Source organism: Microbacterium sp. MRS-1, from assembly GCF_000585455.1.
In the GTDB taxonomy this organism is placed as follows: Bacteria; Actinomycetota; Actinomycetes; order Actinomycetales; family Microbacteriaceae; genus Microbacterium; species Microbacterium laevaniformans.
This window is the reverse complement of the sequence record NZ_JAUF01000012.1, coordinates 1-19,836: the sequence shown is the minus strand read 5'-3', so window position 1 is coordinate 19,836 and position 19,836 is coordinate 1. Positions and strand designations below refer to the sequence as shown.

Genomic DNA, 19,836 nt, shown 5'->3' with positions numbered 1-19,836 from the left:
CTGCGAAGCCGCGGAAGGAAGAGCGATGACCGAGTCGAAGGCGACGATCCGTCCGAACATCCAGGCCCTGAAGGACCGCCCCCACGCGGAAGTTCTCATCATCGGGGGTGGAATCAACGGCATCGCGACGTTCCGCGACCTCGCGCTGCAGGGCGTCGACGTCGCCCTCGTGGAACGCGACGACTACGTGAGCGGCGCGTCCTCGGCATCCAGCCACATGATCCACGGCGGTGTGCGGTATCTGGAGAACGGCGAGTTCCGCCTCGTGAAGGAGTCGGTGACCGAGCGCAACCGGCTCGTGCGCAACGCGCCCCACTTCGTGCGCCCGCTGCCCACGACGATTCCGATCCACCGCACCTTCTCGGGCATCCTCACTGCGCCCTTCCGTCTGCTCGTCACGCACGGCCGCGGCAAGCCGAGCGAGCGCGGTGCGCTGCTGATCAAGCTCGGTCTCGTCATGTACGACACCTTCTCGCGCGCCGGGGGTGCCGTGCCGCGCCACCGCTTCCACGGCCGTCGCCGCTCGCGCGAGCTGTTCCCCGACCTCGACGACCGGTTCCGCTACACCGCGACCTACTACGACGCCTCGATGCACGACCCCGAGCGGCTCGCGCTCGACGTGCTGCGCGACGGCGCCCGGGAAGAGTCCGCGCGCGCCGCGAACTACGCGCCCGTCGTCGGCGCCGACGGCACGGCGGTCATCATCCGCGACGCCGTCACCGGCGAGGAGTTCCCCTTCACTGCCGACGTCGTCGTCAACACGAGCGGCCCCTGGACCGACATCACCAATGACGCTCTGGGCACCCCCACCCGATTCATGGGCGGCACGAAGGGCTCGCACATCGTCCTCGAGAATGCGGAGCTGCTGGAGGCGACCCGCGGCAACGAGATCTTCTTCGAGGCGGCCGACGGTCGGATCGTGCTGATCTACCCGCTCAAGGGCCGCGTCATGGTCGGCACGACCGACATCGACGCCGACCCCTCGACCCCGACCGTCTGCACCGACGACGAGATCTCGTACTTCTTCGACCTCATCGCACAGGTCTTCCCGCACATCACGGTGGACCGCTCGCAGATCGTCTACACCTTCTCGGGCATCCGTCCGCTGCCGCGCCACGACGACCTCGCGCCGGGCTTCGTGTCGCGCGACTACCGCATCGAGAAGGCGCGCCTGGGTGGGGCCGACGGCGTTCCGGTGATGAGCCTGGTCGGCGGGAAGTGGACCACCTTCCGCGCCCTCGCCGAGCACCTGTCCACCGAGGTGCTCGCCGCTCTCGGACGCCCGCGTCGGATCTCGACGCTCGACCTCGCGATCGGCGGCGGCGCCGGATACCCGCGCACCGACGCCGACCGGTCCCGCTGGCTCGAAGCTCACCGCGGAGCCCACAGTGCCGCCTTCGCCGATCGCATGCTGGAGCGCTACGGCACCTACGCCACCGAGATGCTCGCAACGCTGCCGGTCAACCAGCGTCCGCTCGAGCACGCCCCGGGCTATTCGGCGGAGGAGATCGCCTTCCTGGCCGAGCGCGAGGAGGTGGTCACGCTCATCGATCTGCTCCTGCGCCGCACGCACATCGCCTTCGTCGGTGGTGTCACCGCCGAGACCCTCGCCGAGGTCGCCGAGGCGGCGGCCCCGGTTCTCGGATGGGATGCCGATACCACTCGTGCCCAGATCGACGACGCGGCCCGCGTGCTCCAGGAGCGGCACCGCATCGACGTCGAGACCTCCCACCTTGCGCCCTTGAGCGCATGAGAGGCAGGAGGAGCCGCTTCTAGAATCCGGCGCGGCCTGACGCCGGCATCCCCTCAGGTCATTCTTCCCGCCCGGCGACGTCGCCGGGGGAACCTCTGCAGAAAGGTCAATGCTGACATGCAAGACATCAATCTCGGGCTCTACTTCGTGTCAGAGCTCGTCGGGACGGCGATGCTGCTCCTGCTCGGCGGTGGCGTCGTCGCCAACGTCATTCTCGCCAAGTCGAAGGGCTTCGGCGGCGGCACGCTGATGATCAACTGGGGTTGGGGTCTGGCGGTGTTCGCGGGGGTGCTGGTCTCGTCGTACTCCGGTGCGCAGCTGAACCCCGCGGTGTCGATCGCGCTGCTGATCGCCGGAAAGATCGGCGTCGCACAGTTCTTCGTGGCCATCGCCGCGCAGCTGGTCGGTGCGTTCATCGGTGCCGTGCTCTGCTGGCTCGCCTACAAGCAGCACTTCGACGAAGAGCCGGACGCGGCCACCAAGCTGGGCGTCTTCTCCACCGGTCCCGCCATCCGCTCCTACGGCTGGAACCTGGTCACCGAGGTCATCGGCACCTTCGTGCTCGTGTTCGTCATCTTCGCGTTCGCCGACTACGGTGACGTCCAGATCGGCACGCCGGGCGCCCTCGGCCCGCTCACCGCGGTCCCCGTCGCCCTCCTCGTGGTCGGCATCGGCGCCTCGCTCGGTGGCCCGACCGGCTACGCCATCAACCCCGCCCGTGACCTCGGTCCCCGCATCGCGCACGCGATCCTGCCGATCAAGGGCAAGGGTTCCAGCGACTGGTCGTACGCGTGGGTCCCCGTCGTCGGCCCGCTGCTCGGTGGCACGATCGCCGCGCTCGCCGCTCCGGCGCTGCTGCACCTCGCGCACATCTGATCCGTTCCCGATCCTCAACACAGACACCTAGACAAGGACGTCCACTCATGAGTGACTACATCATCGCCCTCGACCAGGGCACCACCTCCAGCCGCGCGATCGTCTTCGACAAGAAGGGCTCGATCATCTCCGTCGGCCAGAAGGAGCACGAGCAGATCATGCCGCGCGCCGGCTGGGTCGAGCACGACCCGATCGAGATCCGCGACAACATGCGCGAGGTCATCGGCATCGCGCTCGGCCGTGCGAACCTGACACGGCACGACATCGCCGCGGTCGGCATCACGAACCAGCGTGAGACCGCCGTCGTGTGGGACAAGAACACCGGCATCCCGGTGTACAACGCGATCGTCTGGCAGGACACGCGCACCCAGCCCATCGTCGACCGGCTCGCGGGCGACGCGGGAGTCGAGCGCTACAAGGACATCGTGGGCCTGCCGCTGGCCACGTACTTCTCGGGCACGAAGATCGTCTGGATCCTCGAGAACGTCGAGGGGGCGCGCGAGAAGGCCGAAGCCGGTGACCTGATCTTCGGCACGACCGACACGTGGGTGCTCTGGAACCTCACCGGCGGACCCGACGGCGGCGTGCACGCGACCGACGTCACGAACGCCTCGCGCACGCTCTTCATGGATCTGAAGACGCTCGAGTGGCGCGACGACATCCTCGCCGACTTCGGTGTGCCGCGCTCGATGATGCCCGAGATCCGCTCCTCCAGCGAGGTCTACGGCGAGGCGCGCGACACCTCGCTGCTGCGCGAGACCCCGGTGGCCGGTATCCTCGGCGACCAGCAGGCGGCGACCTTCGGTCAGGCCGCGTTCGACGCGGGCGAGAGCAAGAACACGTACGGCACGGGCAACTTCCTCATCTTCCAGACGGGGACCGAGATCGTGAAGAGCGAGAACGGCCTGCTCACGACCGTCGGCTACAAGCTGGGCGACGGGCCCGCGCACTACGCGCTCGAGGGATCGATCGCCGTCACCGGATCGCTGATCCAGTGGTTGCGCGACCAGCTGGGCATCATCTCCTCCGCCCCCGAGGTGGAGGAGCTCGCCGCCAAGGTCGAGGACAACGGCGGCGTGTACTTCGTCCCGGCATTCTCGGGCCTGTTCGCGCCGTACTGGCGTCCCGACGCCCGCGGTGCGATCGTCGGTCTCACCCGCTACGCGAACCGCAACCACATCGCCCGCGCTGCGCTGGAGGCCACCGCCTTCCAGACGCGCGAGGTGCTGGATGCCGTCAACGCGGACTCCGGTGTCGACCTCACCGAGCTCAAGGTCGACGGCGGCATGATCGCCAACGACACGCTGATGCAGTTCCAGGCCGACATCCTGGGCGTTCCGGTCGTGCGGCCGGTGGTCGCCGAGACCACCGCCCTCGGTGCGGCCTACGCGGCCGGTCTCGCGGTCGGGTTCTGGAACGACCTCGACGAGCTGCGGGCGAACTGGCAGGAAGACAAGCGCTGGACGCCGAACGACGACGTCGCCGAGCGCGAGCGTCAGCTGCGCCTGTGGAAGAAGGCCGTCACTAAGTCGATGGACTGGGTCGACGCCGACGTGAACTGATCTGACGCACACCGCGGACGCGCGGCATCCATCCGGGGGGAAGGATGCCGCGCGTTCGCGCGTTCGCGCGGCGGGTCGTCACCCGACCCGAGAGTCACCGCCCGATCCGCGAGTCACCACGCGTTTCGCGAGTCACCACGCGTTTCGCGAGTCACGACGCGTTTCGCGCAAAAGCGACGGTGATTCGAAGCACGAGTGGTGATTCGCGGGTGGATGCCACGCACTCGACCGAGCAGCGGATCGGCCTCGTCGAACATCAGCGGGTGGGTCATGGGGTCATCCTGCCGCGCCGTCACGTCGCGTTCCAGAGGTCTCGGTAGTACGCGAGACGCTGTCGGGGGCGATGCCGTACGCGTCGATGAGCGTGCGCTCCCACCCGGGTCCGCAGTTCCGCGTCGTGCTCATCGCGGCGACGGCGATGTCGACATCCACGATCCGCGTCGGGAGGGACCAGTCGAAGGGGCAGTCGTCGACGGGAAGGGCCTCGTGCAGCGCGCGCGGACCCGGGCGGGAACGGCCAGATCCGCGGAGGGGGTGCTCACGCGGCGTCCGTGAGGAGGTGCTGCAGGATGACGGCCTGATTGTGCTGCTCGTCATGGGCGGCGTACAGGAGGGTTGTCGTCGTGTGGTCCGCGACGGTGCGACTCAGCTCGTCGAGCGCCGGCGCGCCGGCGAGCTCGGCGCGGTAGTGGTCGGCGAAATCGGGCCACGGCAGGCCCCCGTGATGGAACGCCGTCCGCAGCGCGTCGGACGGTGCGACGTCCTTCTCCCACAGGTCGATCGCGGCGCGCTCCTTCGACAGCCCGCGCGGCCAGAGCCGGTCGACGAGCACACGGAAGCCGTCGTCGGGTGCTGGCGGTTCGTACACGCGCTTGATCCTCACGTCCATGCGCTCCAGTCAACGCGGTATCGGACGGCGGCGCCACCCCCTCCATGCTGTGGGACTGGGTGTCTGTGCTTTTGGTACTCGATCCCATCGCCTAGGCTGGACGAGGAGTTCGAAGGAGAGCACACATGGACATCAGCGGAGCATCGGCCCTCGTCGCCGGTGGCGCGAGCGGACTCGGGTTCGCGACCGCCCGCCGTCTCGCCGACGCCGGAGCGCACGTCGTCATCGTCGACCTGCCCACATCTCCCGGAGCCGACCGCGCGGCCGAGATCGGGGGCACGTTCGCCCCCGCCGACGTGACCGACCCGGGCCAGGTCGCCGCCGCCGTCGCCACCGCGGGCGAGCACGGCCCCCTCCGCGTCGTCGTCAACTGCGCCGGCATCGCCCCGCCCGCGAAGGTGCTCGACCGCGAGGGGGCGCCCACCGACCTCGCCCACTTCGAGAAGATCGTCCGTGTCAACCTCATCGGCACGTACAACGTCATCTCCCAGGCATCCGCCGCCATCGCGAATACCGAGCCGACCGACGGCGGCGACCGCGGCGTCATCGTCAACACCGCATCCGTCGCCGCGTTCGACGGCCAGATCGGGCAGCCGGCCTACTCGGCATCCAAGGGCGGGGTGCACGCCATGACGTTGCCGATCGCGCGCGAGCTCGCCCGCTACGGCATCCGCGTCTGCACGATCGCCCCCGGCATCATGGAGACCCCGATGCTCGCGGGCCTGCCCGAAGCGGCCCAGCAGAGCCTCGGCCAGCAGGTGCCCTACCCGCAGCGGCTCGGGCGGCCTGACGAGTACGCCTCGCTCGCGCTCGAGATCGTCCGCAACGGCTACCTCAACGGCGAGACCATCCGCCTCGACGGCGCGATCCGTATGGCGCCGAAGTGAGCCCGGCCGGTCGGCCCGCCGCCGCGTACCGTCCTCAGTCTGCGCGACGCGCTGCAGGCAGGGCGGCAGCGGAACCCCGCGGGCGTGGCAGCGTGGCCGCCCCGACCGGACTGAATACAGTACGCCCGACGAAGGAGACCCGCCCATGACCGACTCGATTCTGTACACCCGCGAGGGCGCGCTCGCGCGCGTCACCTTCAACCGTCCCGCCTCGCTCAACGCGATGGGGTTCGAGATGGGACGCCGCTGGCGCGATATCGCCCACGAGATCACGTCCGACGACACCGTCGGGGCGGTGCTGATGGATGCCGCGGGCCCGGCCTTCTGCGCGGGCGGCGACGTTATCGAGATGTCGACCTCGGGGGCCTCGGGCGCCGATGTGACGGAGATGGCGGGCATCATCCACGACGGCATCCGCACGTTCGTCGAAGCCGACAAGCCCGTCGTCGCCGCGGTGCAGGGCGCCGTTGCCGGGGGCGGCCTGGGCCTCATGCTCACGGCCGACTACATCGTCGCGGGGCCCCGCGCCAAGTTCGTCAGCCGGTACGCGAACATCGGTCTGAGCCCCGACCTCGGCGTCTCGACGCTGCTGCCCGCGGCGATCGGGCAGACCCGGGCGCTGCGACTCCTGCTGCAGGACGAGACGGTCGATGCCGAGACCGCGCTCGACTGGGGGCTCGTGACCGAGCTCTCCGCCGACCCCGCCGCCCGCGCGGGCGAGGTCGCGTCGTTCTGGCTCGAGAACGCGACGGCGGCGTTCGGGCAGGCCAAGCGCCTCATCCGGGCGGGTGCGCGCCGCGCCTTCGCCGACAACCTCTCCGACGAGGCGCAGACGATCGGCGCGCGATTCGACACCCCCGACGCGGCCGCGCGCGTGGCCGCGTTCGCCCAGACATCCCGCAAGAGCTCACAGACCTGACCGCCGCATGTCCCAGAAACGGTCGAGATCGGATGCCTGAAACGACCTCTTCTGGGACGACACCCGCCCCGAGTGGGACACGGACAACGCACGCCCCGAGTGGGACACGAAGGAGACAGACATGGCTGACGCAAGCCTCGCCGGAAAGACCATCCTCATGTCCGGCGGCAGCCGCGGCATCGGCCTCGCCATCGCACTGCGGGCCGCGCGCGACGGCGCCAACGTCGCCCTCATGGCCAAGACCGACACTCCGCACCCCAAGCTCGACGGCACCGTGCACAGCGCCGCGGCCGAGATCGAGGCGGCCGGTGGGCGGGCACTGCCGATCGTCGGCGACGTGCGCAACGACGATGACATCACCGCGGCGGTGCTGAAGACCCACGGAGAGTTCGGGGGCATCGACATCGTCGTGAACAACGCCTCGGTGATCGATCTGTCGGGCTCGCTCGAGCTCGCCGCGAAGAAGTACGACCTCATGCAGGACGTCAACGTCCGCGGCACGTTCATGCTCAGCCGTGCGGCCGTGCCGATTCTGAAGGATGCCGAGAACCCGCACATCCTCTCGCTGTCGCCGCCCCTGAACATCACGCCGCGCTGGCTGGGCGCGCACACCGGCTACACCCTCGCCAAGTACGGGATGACGATGGCGACGCTCGGGATGGCGGCGGAGTTCGCGAAGGACGGCATCGCCGCCAATACCCTGTGGCCCGAGACGACGATCGCCACGGCCGCCGTGCAGTTCGCCCTCGGCGGCGACCGGATGATGAAGGTCAGCCGCACCCCCGAGGTCTACGCCGACGCGGCGTACGAAGTGCTCACCCGGCCGGCGCGGGAGTACACCGGTCAGACGCTCATCGTCGAGCAGGTGCTGCGCGATGCCGGGGTGACGGATTTCTCCCGCTATGCGGCGACACCCGGCACGCCCGACCACGAGCTGTTCCCCGACATCTTCCTCTGAGCCCTGCGTTTCGACTCGTCGCTGCGCCCCTCTGCGTTTCGACTCGTCGCTGCGCTCCTCGCTCAACGACCCGGGAGAGGTACCCCGGTCAGATCAGGCCGAGGCGCGTCAGGGCGTTGCTGACGCCGTCCTCCAGCACGCCGGTGGTGACCATGTCGGTCATCGCCTGCAGTTCGGGATCGGCACCGCCCATCGCGACCGACGTGCCGACGACCTCGAACATCTCGACGTCGTTCCAGCTATCGCCGATGCCGATGGCGTCGGCGGCATCCATCCCCAGCACGGCGAGCACCTCGGTGATCGCCGCGCCTTTGTTGACCCCCTGCTGGCAGATCTCGCCGTTCGAGCCGCCGGGCAGCGGGATGGAACCGGGGATCACGTGGAACTGCGGCCCCAGCTCGTCGGCGGCGCGGGTGAGCGTGTCGCTGGCCGTGCTGAGGAAGGTCGCCTTGACCACGGCATCGAGGTCGACCTCGTCGAGCGGCCGGTAGTGGTTGAGGAGGGCGACATCCTCCGAGGCGGCGGCCGCCGCGCGTTCGTCGACCGGGGGGTGGGTTCGCATGAAGCGGCGGGCGTGCTCGAGCACGCCGGGGCTGACGTAGACGGTGCCGTCGGTCTGCAGGAAGTAGTGCGCACCGTGCTCTTCGAAGTACGCGATCATCCGGTCGACGAGGGGGCGCGGCATGAGGTGCGCGACGATCTGCTCGTCGCCGCGGACGGCGAAGGCGCCGCCGTTGGTGATGGCGCCGTCGACGGGGATGGCGCGCACCTTCGGGTTGATGTCACCGGCCGAGCGACCCGTGCACAGGTACACCAGGTCACCGTTCGCGCGCGCGGCGGCGATCGCGACCGGCGTCGAGGCCGACATCTGGGCCCCGTGTTCGAGGATCGTCCCGTCGATGTCGATGAAGATGATGCGGCGGCGGGACGGGGTTATCGACGAGGAGCTCACGGCATCCATTCTCCCCGGTACGGCTGAACTCCCGGTGTCGCGGTGGTCACCGGACCGAACGTCAGTGCTTCGGCCCGGTGACGAGCAGCATGCCGCCGAGCCCGATCATCATTCCGCCGCCGGTCGCGGTCAGCCGCTCGATGCACTTCGGTGAGCGCGCGAACCACGTTCGTGCCGCGGCGGCGGCGAGCACCCACATCGAGTCGGACACGACGGCGAGCACCGCGAACACCAGGCCGAGCTCCAGGAGCTGCAGCGGCACCGCGCCCGCCTTGGCGATCACGACGTTGTTGTTGAGCACCTTGTGCACCGCGACGGCGTGCGACGCGGGGGTGCGCCGAGCGGATGCCGCGGCGTCGGGGGTGCTCATGCTGAGAAGTCTAGAAGTCGCGCGCAGCCAGGTGACCCGCGCCCGCCACTCATCCAGTCGGCCTCGGTACCCTGGAGTCATGACCGAGTCCAGCCCCGTGCGCACCACCCGTCCCCGACAGGTGCGCCCCCGCACCGAGGGCTGGACCCAACGGGTGGATGCCGACGGCAAACCCCTGCTGCAGTTCGCCGCGCCCAAGCGCGGGATGCCGCCCGTGCACCTGGCCGACCTGACGCCCGAGCAGCGCGTCGAGCGGGTGAAGCAGCTGGGGCTGCCGGGGTTCCGGGCCAAGCAGGTCGAGAAGCACTACTTCCAGCACTACACGTCCGACCCCGCCGCGATGACGGATCTGCCGGCATCCGGACGGGAGGAGCTGGTCGCGGGCCTGTTGCCGCATCTGCTCACCGAGGTGCGACGGCTCGAGACCGACCGCGGCGACACGATCAAGTTCCTCTGGAAGCTGCACGACGGGGCGCTCGTCGAATCGGTGCTCATGCGCTACCCCGGTCGCATCACGCTGTGTGTGTCGAGCCAGGCCGGCTGCGGCATGAACTGTCCGTTCTGTGCGACCGGTCAGGCGGGGCTCACCCGCAACATGTCGGCCGCGGAGATCATCGAGCAGGTCGTTCGCGCGAACGCGGCGATCCGTGCCGGTGAGCTGGGCCCCGCCGAGCACGCCGACGAGCGCGTCACCAACATCGTCTTCATGGGGATGGGGGAGCCCCTCGCCAACTACAACCGGGTGATGCAGGCCATCCGCACGATGGTCGACAAGGATCACGGCCTGGGGATGAGCGCGCGCGGCGTGACGGTGTCGACCGTGGGCCTCGTGCCGGCGATCAACAAGCTCGCCGCCGAGGACATCCCGGTGACGTTCGCGCTGTCTCTCCACGCCCCCGACGATCAGCTGCGCGACGAGATGATCCCGATCAACTCGCGCTGGAAGGTCGATGAGGCGTTGGATGCCGCGCGCGGCTACTTCGAGAAGACCGGCCGCCGCGTGTCGATCGAGTACGCCCTGATCAAGGACATGAACGACCACGCGTGGCGCGCCGATCTGCTCGCGACGAAGCTCAACGAGCGCGGCCGCGGCTGGGTGCACGTGAACCCGATTCCGCTGAACCCGACGCCGGGCTCGGTGTGGACCGCGTCCGACAAGGATGTGCAGCGCGAGTTCGTGCGCCGCCTCAACGAGGCCGGCATCCCGACGACCCTCCGCGACACCCGCGGCAAGGAGATCGACGGCGCGTGCGGCCAGCTCGTCGCCACCGAGGAAGATCGCGCCGTCGCGGCATCCGTTCCCGTCGACTGACCCGGCGGGCCGCGCCGCGCGCGCTGCCCTCGCGCTGCCCGAACTGCAAGGCCGACTGCCCGACACGCCGGTGCGGGGTGGCCAGTGGCGGCGTGTCGCCCGGCATCCCTTGCAGTTCGGTTCGAGGGGGATGGCGCCCACGCCGGCGGCGGATGCCGAGACCGCACCATCCTGTCAAGCCTGACCCCGCCCATAGGCGGCGGCAGTAGCGTGGAGGAATGGTCAATTATCGCTATCTCGGCAACAGCGGCTTCAAGGTTTCGGAGATCACCTACGGCAACTGGGTGACCCACGCCTCCCAGGTGGAGAACGACGCCGCCATCGCCACCGTGCACAAGGCGCTGGATCTCGGCATCACGTCGTTCGACACCGCCGACACCTACGCCAACACGGCCGCCGAGGTCGTGCTCGGGGAGGCGCTCAAGGGCCTCGAACGCACCGACTACGAGGTCTTCACCAAGGTCTACTGGCCCATCGGCAAGAAGGGACCGAACGACCAGGGTCTCTCGCGCAAGCACATCTTCGACGGCATCCACGGGTCGCTGCGCCGCCTGAACGTCGACTACGTCGACCTGTACCAGGCGCACCGCTACGACTACGAGACCCCGCTCGAAGAGACGATGCAGGCCTTCGCCGACATCGTCCGCCAGGGCAAGGCCCTCTACATCGGCGTCAGCGAGTGGACGGCCGAGCAGCTGCGCGAGGGCGCCGCACTTGCCAAGGAGCTGAACTTCCAGCTCGTGAGCAACCAGCCGCAGTACTCGGCGCTCTGGCGCGTCATCGAGGGCAAGGTCGTGCCGACCTCCGAGGAGCTCGGCATCTCGCAGATCGTCTGGTCGCCGATGGCGCAGGGCGTGCTCAGCGGCAAGTACCTGCCCGGTCAGCCCGTGCCCGCCGGCTCGCGGGCGACCGACGAGAAGAGCGGGGCGAACTTCATCAAGCGCTTCCTGCAGGACGACACGCTCGCCGCCGTGCAGAAGCTCAAGCCGATCGCCGAGCAGGCGGGCCTCACCATGCCGCAGCTGGCGATCGCGTGGGTGCTGCAGAACCCGAACGTCTCGGCGGCGCTCGTGGGCGCCTCGCGCCCCGAGCAGCTCGAGGACTCGGTCAAGGCGTCCGGCGTCGTCCTCGATGCCGAGGTGATGTCGGCGATCGATGAGGCCCTCGCCCCCGCCGCGGTCACCGACCCCGAAGAGACCTACACGGTCTCGCCCGCCTCGCGTCCGCTCTGAGCGCTCTCACGATGAGAGACGTCGTCTGACGATGGTCACGACGAGCGCCGGCATCCTGCTGTACCGGACCGATCCGGACGGCACGGTGTCGGCGCTCGTCGCACATATGGGCGGTCCGTTCTGGGCGCGCAAGGACGAGGGGGCCTGGTCGATCCCCAAGGGCGAGTTCGATCCGCAGGTGGAGGCGGCGAGGGATGCCGCGGCGCGCGAGTTCCGCGAAGAGCTCGGCGTCGACCCGCCCGAGGTCCCCTACGTCGAGCTCGGCACCTTCGCGTACTCTTCGGGGGCGAAGTCCGTCACGGTGTTCTGTGGCGACGGCACGGGATTCCTCGCCTCCGATGTCGACCGCGCCGCGCTCGTGTTCGGCGCGTTCGAGATGGAGTGGCCGCCGCGGTCGGGACGCCGTCAGAGCTTTCCCGAGATCGACCGCGTGGCCTGGATGCCGCTCGCAGAAGCCCGCCCCCGACTGGTCGCCGGGCAGCGGCCGGCGCTGGACGCGTGTGAACGGTTGATGCGCAAGATGTGACCCTCTTGCGGGCGCACCCCCGGTGGCGAAGACTGTGCGCGACGAAGGGGGCACTCATGGCACACGGCGACATCACGCATATCGACATCCCGGTCGCGGATCTTGCGCAGGCCGCGGCGTTCTACTCCGAGCTGTTCGGCTGGCAGATCGCGGAGCCGCCGGGCTTCGAGGGCTCCCCGATGTGGTCGGCCCCCAACGGCATCAGCGGCGGCGGACTCGCCCCGCGCAGCGAGGGGTTCACCCAGCCGCGTTCGTACGTCGAGGTCGATTCGATCGACGACACCATTGCCAAGGCCGAGGCCGCCGGGGCGACGGTCGTCATGGGCAAGCAGCCGATCACGGCGAAGAGCTGGTGGGCAGTGCTCGCCGACCCCGACGGCAACCACATCGGCCTGTTCGAGGGGACGACCCAGGACTAGCGCTTCTTCTTCGGCGCTGCTGACACGTCGAGCTGAGGGTGCAGGCCGCCCAGCGACGACCACGCACTCGCGGTGCCCTTCGCGGCGTGCTCGGCGCCGCGGACGGCGCGTTCGTCGGCCCATTCGTTCAGGACGTGTCCGCGGTGGCCGCGCACGTGCTCGAGTACCACGTCGGGCAGTCCCGCCGCGCGACGGGCGTCGCGGGCGACGATGAGCTGTTCGAGCAGGTCGCGATTCTTCGTCGGCGCACCCGTCGAGGTTTTCCACCCGCGTCGGCGGTGGGCATCCATCCACGAGGAGTATGTGTCGATCGCGTACTTCGAGTCGGCCTGCACGATCAGGTGCGCGAGGTCGGCATGGTCCTCGATCGCCTTCAGCAGCCCCATGAGCTCACCGATGTTGTTGGTGCCCACCGGGATCGCGCCCGCCGCCCAGTGACCATCCTCGCCGACCCACGCCCACCCCGTCGGCCCCGGGTTGCCCTTGCAGGCGCCGTCGGTGGCCACGGTGTATGAGTCGGTCGGGTCGGTCGCGGAAGTCACCGTTCGACGCTACTCGATGGGGCGGACGGCGGATGCCGCGGGCGCGCCCTGGCTCCTCTCCTGTGACGACATGACCGGTGTGCGCGTGACGACAGAGCTGGACGAGATCGACCTGGACCTCGTGCACCGCTGGCTCTCCGAGGAGGCGTATTGGGCGCTCGGGCGCAGCCGTGAGCTTGTCGAACGCGCCGTTCGGGCGTCGCTGAATATTGGGGCGTTGGATGCCGACGGCATACTCGTCGGCTACGCGCGCGTCGTCACGGATGCCGCGACGTTCGCGTGGGTGTGCGACGTGTTCGTCACGCCGTCCGCGCGCGGGTGCCGCTGCCGAATCCCGAATGGCTGATGGTTCTGGGGGACTGGTTTTCCGCGCCGGACTGCCGTTTTCGGCGGCTCACCGGCGAGCGGGGAATGTCGGGGGTTGCCGGTAGCGTCGGGGTTATGAAGGTCGTCGACGGAGGTTCTTCCCCGGGTGTCCCGGGTCGGTGGGATGCCGTCGAGGACGAGGTGTTTCCGTGTGATCCGGGGTGGGTTGCGCCCGATGCGGTGGACCTGGTCTGTGATGCGGATGCGATGGTCGCGGTGTTCGCCGCGGAACGCTATCGACGGGTCGCCGCGTACCGGCGAGAAGCTCTCGCAGACGCTGCTGGTCGCGGTCGGGGTCTGGTCGAGGTCGTGGAGCGGGCGATCCGCCTGGAACTCGCGGCAGCCTTACGGGTCACGGAGCATGCCGCGGGGGTGCTGCTCACGCAGGCGCAAGCCCTGGAGACCCGGTACCCGGCGGTGTTGGACGCCCTGGGGGCGGCGCGGGTGACGGAACGGCACGTGCACGTGTTGATCGAACTGCTCGACCCCCTCACCCCGGCCGAGCGGGAAGCGGTCTACCCGCGGGCGTTGGTGCTGGCGGAGGCGGAACCGGTCGGCACGTTCCGTCGGCGGGTGCGGGCGCTGATCGATCAGGTCCGCACCGAAACCCTCCCCGAACGCCACGAACGGGCGCTGCAGGATCGGCGCGTGTTCGTGGAACCCGCCGACGACGGCATGGCCTGGCTGACCGCGTACCTGCCCGCGGTTGAGGCGCACGCCATCCGGGGACGGCTCACCGCGATCGCGAAGGCGGTGACCGACGCTGGCGGCGATGATCGCACGCTGGATCAGGCGCGCGCAGACGTGTTCGGCGACCTGCTGATCGACGGCACCTGCACCGCTCACCCGGACGCCGCCCGCGGCATCCGAGCCACCGTCGTCGTCACCGTTCCCGCCCTCGCCCTCCTCGACGCACCCACCGACGCGCTGAACTGCGGGGTCGCCGTCGTCGACGGTGTCGGGCCGATCCCGATCGACAAAGCCCGGGAGTTGTGTGGTGGGGCGGAGGGGTGGATGCGGATCCTCACCCACCCCGACACCGGCGCGGTCCTCTCCGTCGGACGCGAACGCTACCGACCACCCCCGGCTCTGCAGAAACTCGCCCGCTGGCGCGCCGCCCGCTGCATGGCCCCCGGCTGCGCGATACCCGCCGAACGGTGCGACCTCGACCACACCCTCGCCTGGGAACACGGCGGCCACACCACCCTCACCAACCTCGCACCCCTGTGCCGCGGACACCACACCCTCAAACACCACGGCGGCTGGCGCGTGCACCACCTCACCGACCCCACCCACAACGGCGCCCTCGAATGGATCTCCCCCTACGGACGCCGGTACGTGGTCGCGCCCGAACGAACCCTCCCCGTCTTCACCCGCTGACACGTGCTCGGCTCCGGCGGAGGTCGTGAGCCGAGAGAGACTGGGAGGATGACCTCACCGCGCTCCGTGCTCACTCTCGTCGGCGGTCCCACGGCGATCATCGAGTACGCCGGCATCCGCGTCCTCACGGATCCGACGTTCGACGAGCCGGGTGACTATCCGTCGGGATCGGTGACACTCCACAAGCTCACCGGCCCGGCCCGGACGGCCGACGAGGTCGGCGCGATCGACGTCGTGCTGCTCTCACACGACCAGCATCCCGACAACCTGGATGCCGCGGGTCGCGCGTTCCTGTCTCGCGCCGCAACCGTGCTCTCCACGCCCGCGGCGGCCTCGCGCATCGGGGGCATCCACGGCCTCGCGTCGTGGCAGTGCCACACCGTCGGCGGTGTCGAGATCATCGCCGTCCCCGCTCTCCACGGTCCGGCCGGCGCCGAGGAGCTTTCCGGCCCGGTGACGGGCTTCATCCTGCGCGCCGAGGGCGAGCCGGTCGTCTACGTCTCCGGCGACAATGCCGACAGCGCGCTCGTCGCCGAGATCGTCGAACGCATCGGCACGATCGACATCGCCGTCCTGTTCACCGGCGCCGCCAACGTCGGGCGGTTCGGCGACAGCGACCTCACCCTCAACGCCCGCACCGCCGTCGAGGCGGCACGGGCGTTGGGGGAGGCGATCATCGTTCCCGTGCATGCCGAGGGATGGCACCACTTCACCGAGACGATCGACCGCCTCGGACGTGAGTTCGCCTACGCGGGACTCGCCGACAGGTTGCGTGTGCCGACCGCCGGCGTGCCGTTGCCGCTCTGAGAGCCGTCGGACTCGGCTGGCGCAACGTCAAACGGTGATCACCCCACGCCGGGCGCCTCGACGGCGGCCGTCTTCGACAGGCGCAGCCACGTCTCCACGACCGTGTCGGGGTTGAGCGAGACGGACTCGATGCCCTCCGCGACGAGCCACTCGGCCAGATCGGGATGATCCGACGGTCCCTGCCCGCAGATGCCGACGTACTTGCCCGCCGCGCGGCACGCGCTGATCGCCATCGACAGCAGGCGCAGCACGGCCGGATCGCGCTCGTCGAACGTCGACGCCACCAGCCCCGAGTCGCGGTCGAGCCCGAGGGTCAGCTGGGTCATGTCGTTCGAGCCGATCGAGAACCCGTCGAAGAACTGCAGGAACTGATCCGCGAGCAGTGCGTTCGACGGCAGCTCGCACATCATGATGACCTTGAGGTCGTTCTCGCCGCGGCGCAGGCCATTCTCGGCGAGCAGTTCGACGACCGCATGGCCCTCCCCGACGGTGCGGACGAACGGCACCATCACCTGCACGTTCGTGAAGCCCATCTCGTCGCGCACGAACCGCAGTGCCTCGCACTCCATGTCGAAGCACGCGCGGAAGTCGGGGGAGATGTACCGTGACGCGCCGCGGTAGCCCAGCATCGGGTTCTCCTCGTGCGGCTCGTACAGCTCGCCGCCGACGAGGTTGGCGTACTCGTTCGACTTGAAGTCGCTGAGTCGCACGATCACCGGCTCCGGCCAGAACGCCGCCGCGATCATCGACACGCCCTCCGCCACTCGGCGCACGAAGAAGTCGCGCGGCGCGTCGTAGGCGGCCGTCGCGTCGGCCACACGGTCGCGCAGCTCGCCCTCCAGTGCGTCGAACTCCAGCAGCGCCCGCGGGTGGATGCCGATCTGCCGGTTGATGATGAACTCCAGCCGCGCCAGCCCCACTCCGCGGTGCGGCAGCCGTGAGAACGAGAAGGCCTGATCGGGCGTGCCGACGTTCATCATGATCTTCACCGGTGCCTCCGGCATCGAGTCCAGCCGCGTCACCTCCTCCTCGAAGGGCAGGATGCCGCGGTAGACGAACCCGGTGTCGCCCTCCGCGCACGAGACGGTCACCTCATCGCCGTCGGCGAGGGTGGCCGTGGCATCCCCCGTGCCGACGACGGCGGGGATGCCGAGCTCGCGTGCGATGATCGCCGCATGGCACGTCCGCCCGCCGCGGTTGGTGATGATCGCGCTCGCGCGCTTCATGATCGGCTCCCAGTCGGGATCGGTCATGTCGGCGACGAGCACCTCGCCCGGCTGGAACTCGGCCATCTGGTCGAGACTGCGCAGCACCCGCGCGGGCCCTGCGCCGATGCGCTGACCGATCGCCCGTCCGGCCGTCGCGACCTCGCCGCGCGCGCCCAGCACGAAGCGGCGGATGACCCCGGCCTCCACCCGAGAGACGACCGTCTCAGGCCTGGCCTGCAGGATGTAGAGCCGTCCATCGATGCCGTCCTTGCCCCACTCGATGTCCATCGGCCGGCCGTAGTGCTCCTCGATGATCAGCGCCTGGCGTGCGAGCTCGACCAGGTCGGCGTCATCGATCGAGAACCGTCGGCGCTCGGATGCCGGGACATCCTCGAACCTGGTCGACGCGCCCGCTTCGCGGGCATCGGTGTAGCGCATCGCGATGGCCTTCTCTCCGACCGAGCGCTTCAGCACCGCCGGGCGCCCTGCGCGCAGGGCCACCTTCGAGACGTAGAACTCGTCGGGGTTGACCGCGCCCTGCACGACGGCCTCGCCCAGTCCGTACGAACTCGTGATGAACACGGCGTTCTCGAAGCCCGACTCGGTGTCGACGGTGAACATGACGCCCGCCGCGCCCACGTCGGAGCGCACCATCTTCTGGATGCCGGCCGACAGGGCCACCTCGTCGTGGTCGAACCCGTGGTGGGCGCGGTACGCGATGGCGCGGTCGTTGTACAGCGACGCGAACACCGAACGGATGGCGGCGAGCACGTTGTCGATGCCTGCGACGTTGAGGAAGGTCTCCTGCTGCCCGGCGAAGGAGGCGTCGGGGAGGTCTTCGGCGGTCGCCGAGGAGCGCACCGCGAACGAGGCGCCGGGGTGCTCCGCCGTCAGCCGCTCGTACGCGGTGCGGATCGAGGACTCCAGTTCCGCGGGGAAGGGCTGCTCCTCCACCCACGCCCGGATCTGCGTGCCGGCGTGGGTGAGGGCCGCGACATCCTCCACGTCGACCTCGGCGATCGCCGCCGCGATGCGCTCGCGCAGCCCTCCTTCGGCGAGGAACTCACGATAGGCGTCGGCGGTCGTGGCGAAGCCGCCGGGAACGCTCACGCCGGCGGCGGACAGGTGCGACACCATCTCGCCCAGAGACGCGTTCTTGCCGCCCACGGCGGGGAGGTCGGCCATGCCGAGCTGATCGAACCAGAGGATGCTGCTCATGTGTCGAGCCTTTCGGTGGGTGCGGTGTGCGCGGTGTGTGCGGTGGAAGGGGAAGCGGAAGAGTCAGGTGCGGAGCTTGAGGGACTGCATGATCACCGCTGACATCTCCTCGACGCTCTTGGTCGACGAGTTCACGAACGGGATGTGGGTGCGCCGGTAGAGGTCTTCGGCGCGGCGCAGCTCGAGGGTGCACTGCGCGAGGCTCGCGTACGTCGAGTCGGGCCTGCGCTCGTGGCGCACCTGGCTGAGTCGCAGCGGCGTCGTGGTCAGCCCGAAGCAGCGCGCCGCGTAGGGGGCGATCGCTCGCGGCAGTCCCTCGGTGGGAAAGTCGTCGTCCGTCAGCGGGTAGTTCGCCACGAGCAGTCCGTACTGCAGCGCCAGGTACATGGTCGTCGGCGTCTTGCCGCAGCGCGATGGTGCGACGATCAGCACGTCGGCCTGATCGAGGGCGCGCATGCTCTGCCCGTCGTCGTGCTCGATGGCGTACTCGACCGCGCGCATCCGCGCGAAGTACTGCTCGGTGTCGCCGACGGTGTGGAACGAGCCGAGCTGTTCGGATGCCGTCGTGCCGAGCGCCGCCTCGAGCTCGGTGAGGTGGCCGCTCAGGAGGTCGATGTGGGTGGCGCGAGCACCACCGAGCGTGCGTGCGACCGCGGGCGAGCGCACGGTGTGGAACACGATGGGCTGCATCCCGGCATCCGCTGCCCTATCGATCTCGCGGGCGACCGCGGCCGCACCCTCGGCCGAGTCGACGAACGGCACGGTGTGATGGCGAAAGGAGACGCCCGGGAAGTTGACGAGTAGGGCACGGCCCAACGTCTCCGCGGTGATGCCCGTCGAGTCGGAGACGAAGTAGGCGGCACGGGGCGTCGTCACACGGCCCTCCTCGTCGTCTCGGCGGTCCCCGACGGCGTATCGGGGGTCGGTCCCATGACCGATTGCTCCGAGACTACGAAAGATGCGGCATCCCTCTGCGCGTATCAGCGCGAAAGAATGGTCATTCTTGACGCTGTGGCAGAAAAAGGAGAGGGGCGGATGCCGCAACTCCTGCGGCATCCGCCCCCTTTCCCGGTGCGGCGGGGACGGCACTCAGATCTGGGAGCGCGGCCCCGGCTCGACGATCTTGTTGAAGCCGGTGACCGGCTGGTTCTCATCGAACGACACCACGGGGCGACGGAAGCCACGGGTGAGGAAGATGAGGTACACGAGCCCGAGGCCGGTCCAGATGAGACCGACGACGAGCGCGTGGTCATCGAGGTTGACCCACAACAGCCCCGTGAGCGCCATGCCGATCGCGGGCATCACGATGTAGTTGATGATGTCGCGCGGTGTGCGACGGCGTCCCTGGCGAACGGCGAACCAGGCGATCACCGAGATGTTCACGAACGTGAACGCGATGAGGGCGCCGTAGTTGATGTAGTCGACGATCTGGTCGAGGGTGAACGCGATGGCCGCCAGGCTCACGATGCCGACCAGCACCACGGTGAACGCCGGCGTGTGGGTGCGCGGGCTGATGTAGCCGAAGAGACGCTTCGGCAGCACGCCGTTACGGCCCATCACCAGCAGCATGCGGGCGACCGACGCGTGTGAGGCGAGCCACGACGCCAGCGTGGCGGCGAAACCCGCCGCCGTCAGCACCGACTGCAGCACGATGCCGCCC

At 69.4% G+C, this 19,836-nt stretch carries 21 protein-coding genes; 13 read left to right on the top strand and 8 right to left on the bottom strand.

All coding sequences use genetic code 11. The annotated features are described in order from the left end of the window. Positions 1-25: 25 nt before the first annotated feature. The 3 genes from AS96_RS03325 to glpK all read left to right on the top strand — a co-directional run bounded on the left by AS96_RS03325 (position 26) and on the right by glpK (position 4,191). Entirely contained in the window at positions 26-1,753 is a 1,728-nt protein-coding gene (locus AS96_RS03325; protein WP_036285655.1) for a glycerol-3-phosphate dehydrogenase/oxidase, read from the top strand. Between the two features lie 117 nt (positions 1,754-1,870). Then, complete coding sequence (locus AS96_RS03320) at positions 1,871-2,629, top strand: MIP/aquaporin family protein (RefSeq protein WP_016464114.1); 759 nt, start codon at positions 1,871-1,873, stop codon at positions 2,627-2,629. Positions 2,630-2,676: 47 nt separating this feature from the next. Continuing rightward, positions 2,677-4,191 (top strand): glycerol kinase GlpK, encoded by a 1,515-nt coding sequence (gene glpK / locus AS96_RS03315; RefSeq protein ID WP_036285653.1) that lies wholly within the window; start codon positions 2,677-2,679, stop codon positions 4,189-4,191. 276 nt (positions 4,192-4,467) lie between these two features. Here the strand turns inward: glpK and AS96_RS14865 are convergent, their stop codons facing one another. Both AS96_RS14865 and AS96_RS03310 read right to left on the bottom strand, forming a co-directional pair. After that, positions 4,468-4,623: a hypothetical protein gene (locus tag AS96_RS14865; RefSeq protein ID WP_442921699.1), complete on the bottom strand. Its 156-nt coding sequence runs from the start codon at positions 4,621-4,623 to the stop codon at positions 4,468-4,470. Positions 4,624-4,729: 106 nt separating this feature from the next. Beyond that, the gene (locus AS96_RS03310; protein WP_036285651.1) at positions 4,730-5,080 is read right to left on the bottom strand and encodes a DUF488 domain-containing protein; all 351 of its coding nucleotides are present in this window, start codon (positions 5,078-5,080) and stop codon (positions 4,730-4,732) included. 125 nt (positions 5,081-5,205) lie between these two features. Here AS96_RS03310 and AS96_RS03305 point away from each other — a divergent pair, with 125 nt between their 5' ends. From AS96_RS03305 to AS96_RS03295, 3 genes are all read left to right on the top strand, one after another. Then, positions 5,206-5,967 (top strand): SDR family NAD(P)-dependent oxidoreductase, encoded by a 762-nt coding sequence (locus AS96_RS03305; RefSeq protein ID WP_036285649.1) that lies wholly within the window; start codon positions 5,206-5,208, stop codon positions 5,965-5,967. Between the two features lie 145 nt (positions 5,968-6,112). Continuing rightward, positions 6,113-6,886, top strand: a complete 774-nt coding sequence (locus tag AS96_RS03300) for an enoyl-CoA hydratase/isomerase family protein (protein ID WP_036285647.1) — start codon at positions 6,113-6,115, stop codon at positions 6,884-6,886. Between the two features lie 121 nt (positions 6,887-7,007). Continuing rightward, the gene (locus AS96_RS03295; RefSeq protein ID WP_036285645.1) at positions 7,008-7,844 is read left to right on the top strand and encodes an SDR family oxidoreductase; all 837 of its coding nucleotides are present in this window, start codon (positions 7,008-7,010) and stop codon (positions 7,842-7,844) included. Positions 7,845-7,932: 88 nt separating this feature from the next. Here AS96_RS03295 and AS96_RS03290 read toward each other — a convergent pair whose 3' ends face one another. Continuing rightward, on the bottom strand, positions 7,933-8,805 hold the full coding sequence (locus tag AS96_RS03290; protein ID WP_231477081.1) for a Cof-type HAD-IIB family hydrolase: 873 nt from the start codon (positions 8,803-8,805) through the stop codon (positions 7,933-7,935). A gap of 52 nt (positions 8,806-8,857) precedes the next feature. Beyond that, a complete protein-coding gene (locus tag AS96_RS03285) occupies positions 8,858-9,166 on the bottom strand; it encodes a hypothetical protein (protein ID WP_005047830.1) in 309 nt (102 codons plus the stop codon). 79 nt (positions 9,167-9,245) lie between these two features. Here AS96_RS03285 and rlmN point away from each other — a divergent pair, with 79 nt between their 5' ends. The 4 genes from rlmN (at position 9,246) to AS96_RS03265 (ending at position 12,655) form a co-directional block, all read left to right on the top strand. After that, complete coding sequence (gene rlmN / locus AS96_RS03280) at positions 9,246-10,478, top strand: 23S rRNA (adenine(2503)-C(2))-methyltransferase RlmN (protein ID WP_036285641.1); 1,233 nt, start codon at positions 9,246-9,248, stop codon at positions 10,476-10,478. A gap of 218 nt (positions 10,479-10,696) precedes the next feature. Continuing rightward, positions 10,697-11,710: an aldo/keto reductase family protein gene (locus tag AS96_RS03275; RefSeq protein WP_036285639.1), complete on the top strand. Its 1,014-nt coding sequence runs from the start codon at positions 10,697-10,699 to the stop codon at positions 11,708-11,710. Positions 11,711-11,741: 31 nt separating this feature from the next. Beyond that, positions 11,742-12,236: an NUDIX domain-containing protein gene (locus AS96_RS03270; protein ID WP_005047824.1), complete on the top strand. Its 495-nt coding sequence runs from the start codon at positions 11,742-11,744 to the stop codon at positions 12,234-12,236. 56 nt (positions 12,237-12,292) lie between these two features. After that, entirely contained in the window at positions 12,293-12,655 is a 363-nt protein-coding gene (locus tag AS96_RS03265) for a VOC family protein (RefSeq protein WP_036285634.1), read from the top strand. Here the strand turns inward: AS96_RS03265 and AS96_RS03260 are convergent. Then, positions 12,652-13,197: a ribonuclease H family protein gene (locus AS96_RS03260; protein WP_036285632.1), complete on the bottom strand. Its 546-nt coding sequence runs from the start codon at positions 13,195-13,197 to the stop codon at positions 12,652-12,654. The genes AS96_RS03265 and AS96_RS03260 overlap by 4 nt on opposite strands. 70 nt (positions 13,198-13,267) lie before the next feature. Between AS96_RS03260 and AS96_RS03255 the strand changes: the two genes are divergently transcribed. The 3 genes from AS96_RS03255 (at position 13,268) to AS96_RS03245 (ending at position 15,750) form a co-directional block, all read left to right on the top strand. Then, positions 13,268-13,543 (top strand): hypothetical protein, encoded by a 276-nt coding sequence (locus tag AS96_RS03255; RefSeq protein ID WP_231477079.1) that lies wholly within the window; start codon positions 13,268-13,270, stop codon positions 13,541-13,543. Between the two features lie 95 nt (positions 13,544-13,638). Next, complete coding sequence (locus AS96_RS03250) at positions 13,639-14,943, top strand: HNH endonuclease signature motif containing protein (RefSeq protein WP_231477077.1); 1,305 nt, start codon at positions 13,639-13,641, stop codon at positions 14,941-14,943. A gap of 48 nt (positions 14,944-14,991) precedes the next feature. After that, the gene (locus AS96_RS03245; protein ID WP_036285629.1) at positions 14,992-15,750 is read left to right on the top strand and encodes an MBL fold metallo-hydrolase; all 759 of its coding nucleotides are present in this window, start codon (positions 14,992-14,994) and stop codon (positions 15,748-15,750) included. Between the two features lie 38 nt (positions 15,751-15,788). Here the strand turns inward: AS96_RS03245 and ppsA are convergent, their stop codons facing one another. The 3 genes from ppsA to AS96_RS03230 form a co-directional block, all read right to left on the bottom strand. Beyond that, positions 15,789-18,176: a phosphoenolpyruvate synthase gene (gene ppsA, locus AS96_RS03240; RefSeq protein WP_036285627.1), complete on the bottom strand. Its 2,388-nt coding sequence runs from the start codon at positions 18,174-18,176 to the stop codon at positions 15,789-15,791. A gap of 63 nt (positions 18,177-18,239) precedes the next feature. Then, positions 18,240-19,052: a pyruvate, water dikinase regulatory protein gene (locus tag AS96_RS03235; RefSeq protein WP_036285625.1), complete on the bottom strand. Its 813-nt coding sequence runs from the start codon at positions 19,050-19,052 to the stop codon at positions 18,240-18,242. 213 nt (positions 19,053-19,265) lie between these two features. Further along, the coding region (locus AS96_RS03230; protein WP_036285623.1) for an APC family permease at positions 19,266-19,836 on the bottom strand (571 nt) is incomplete at its 5' end.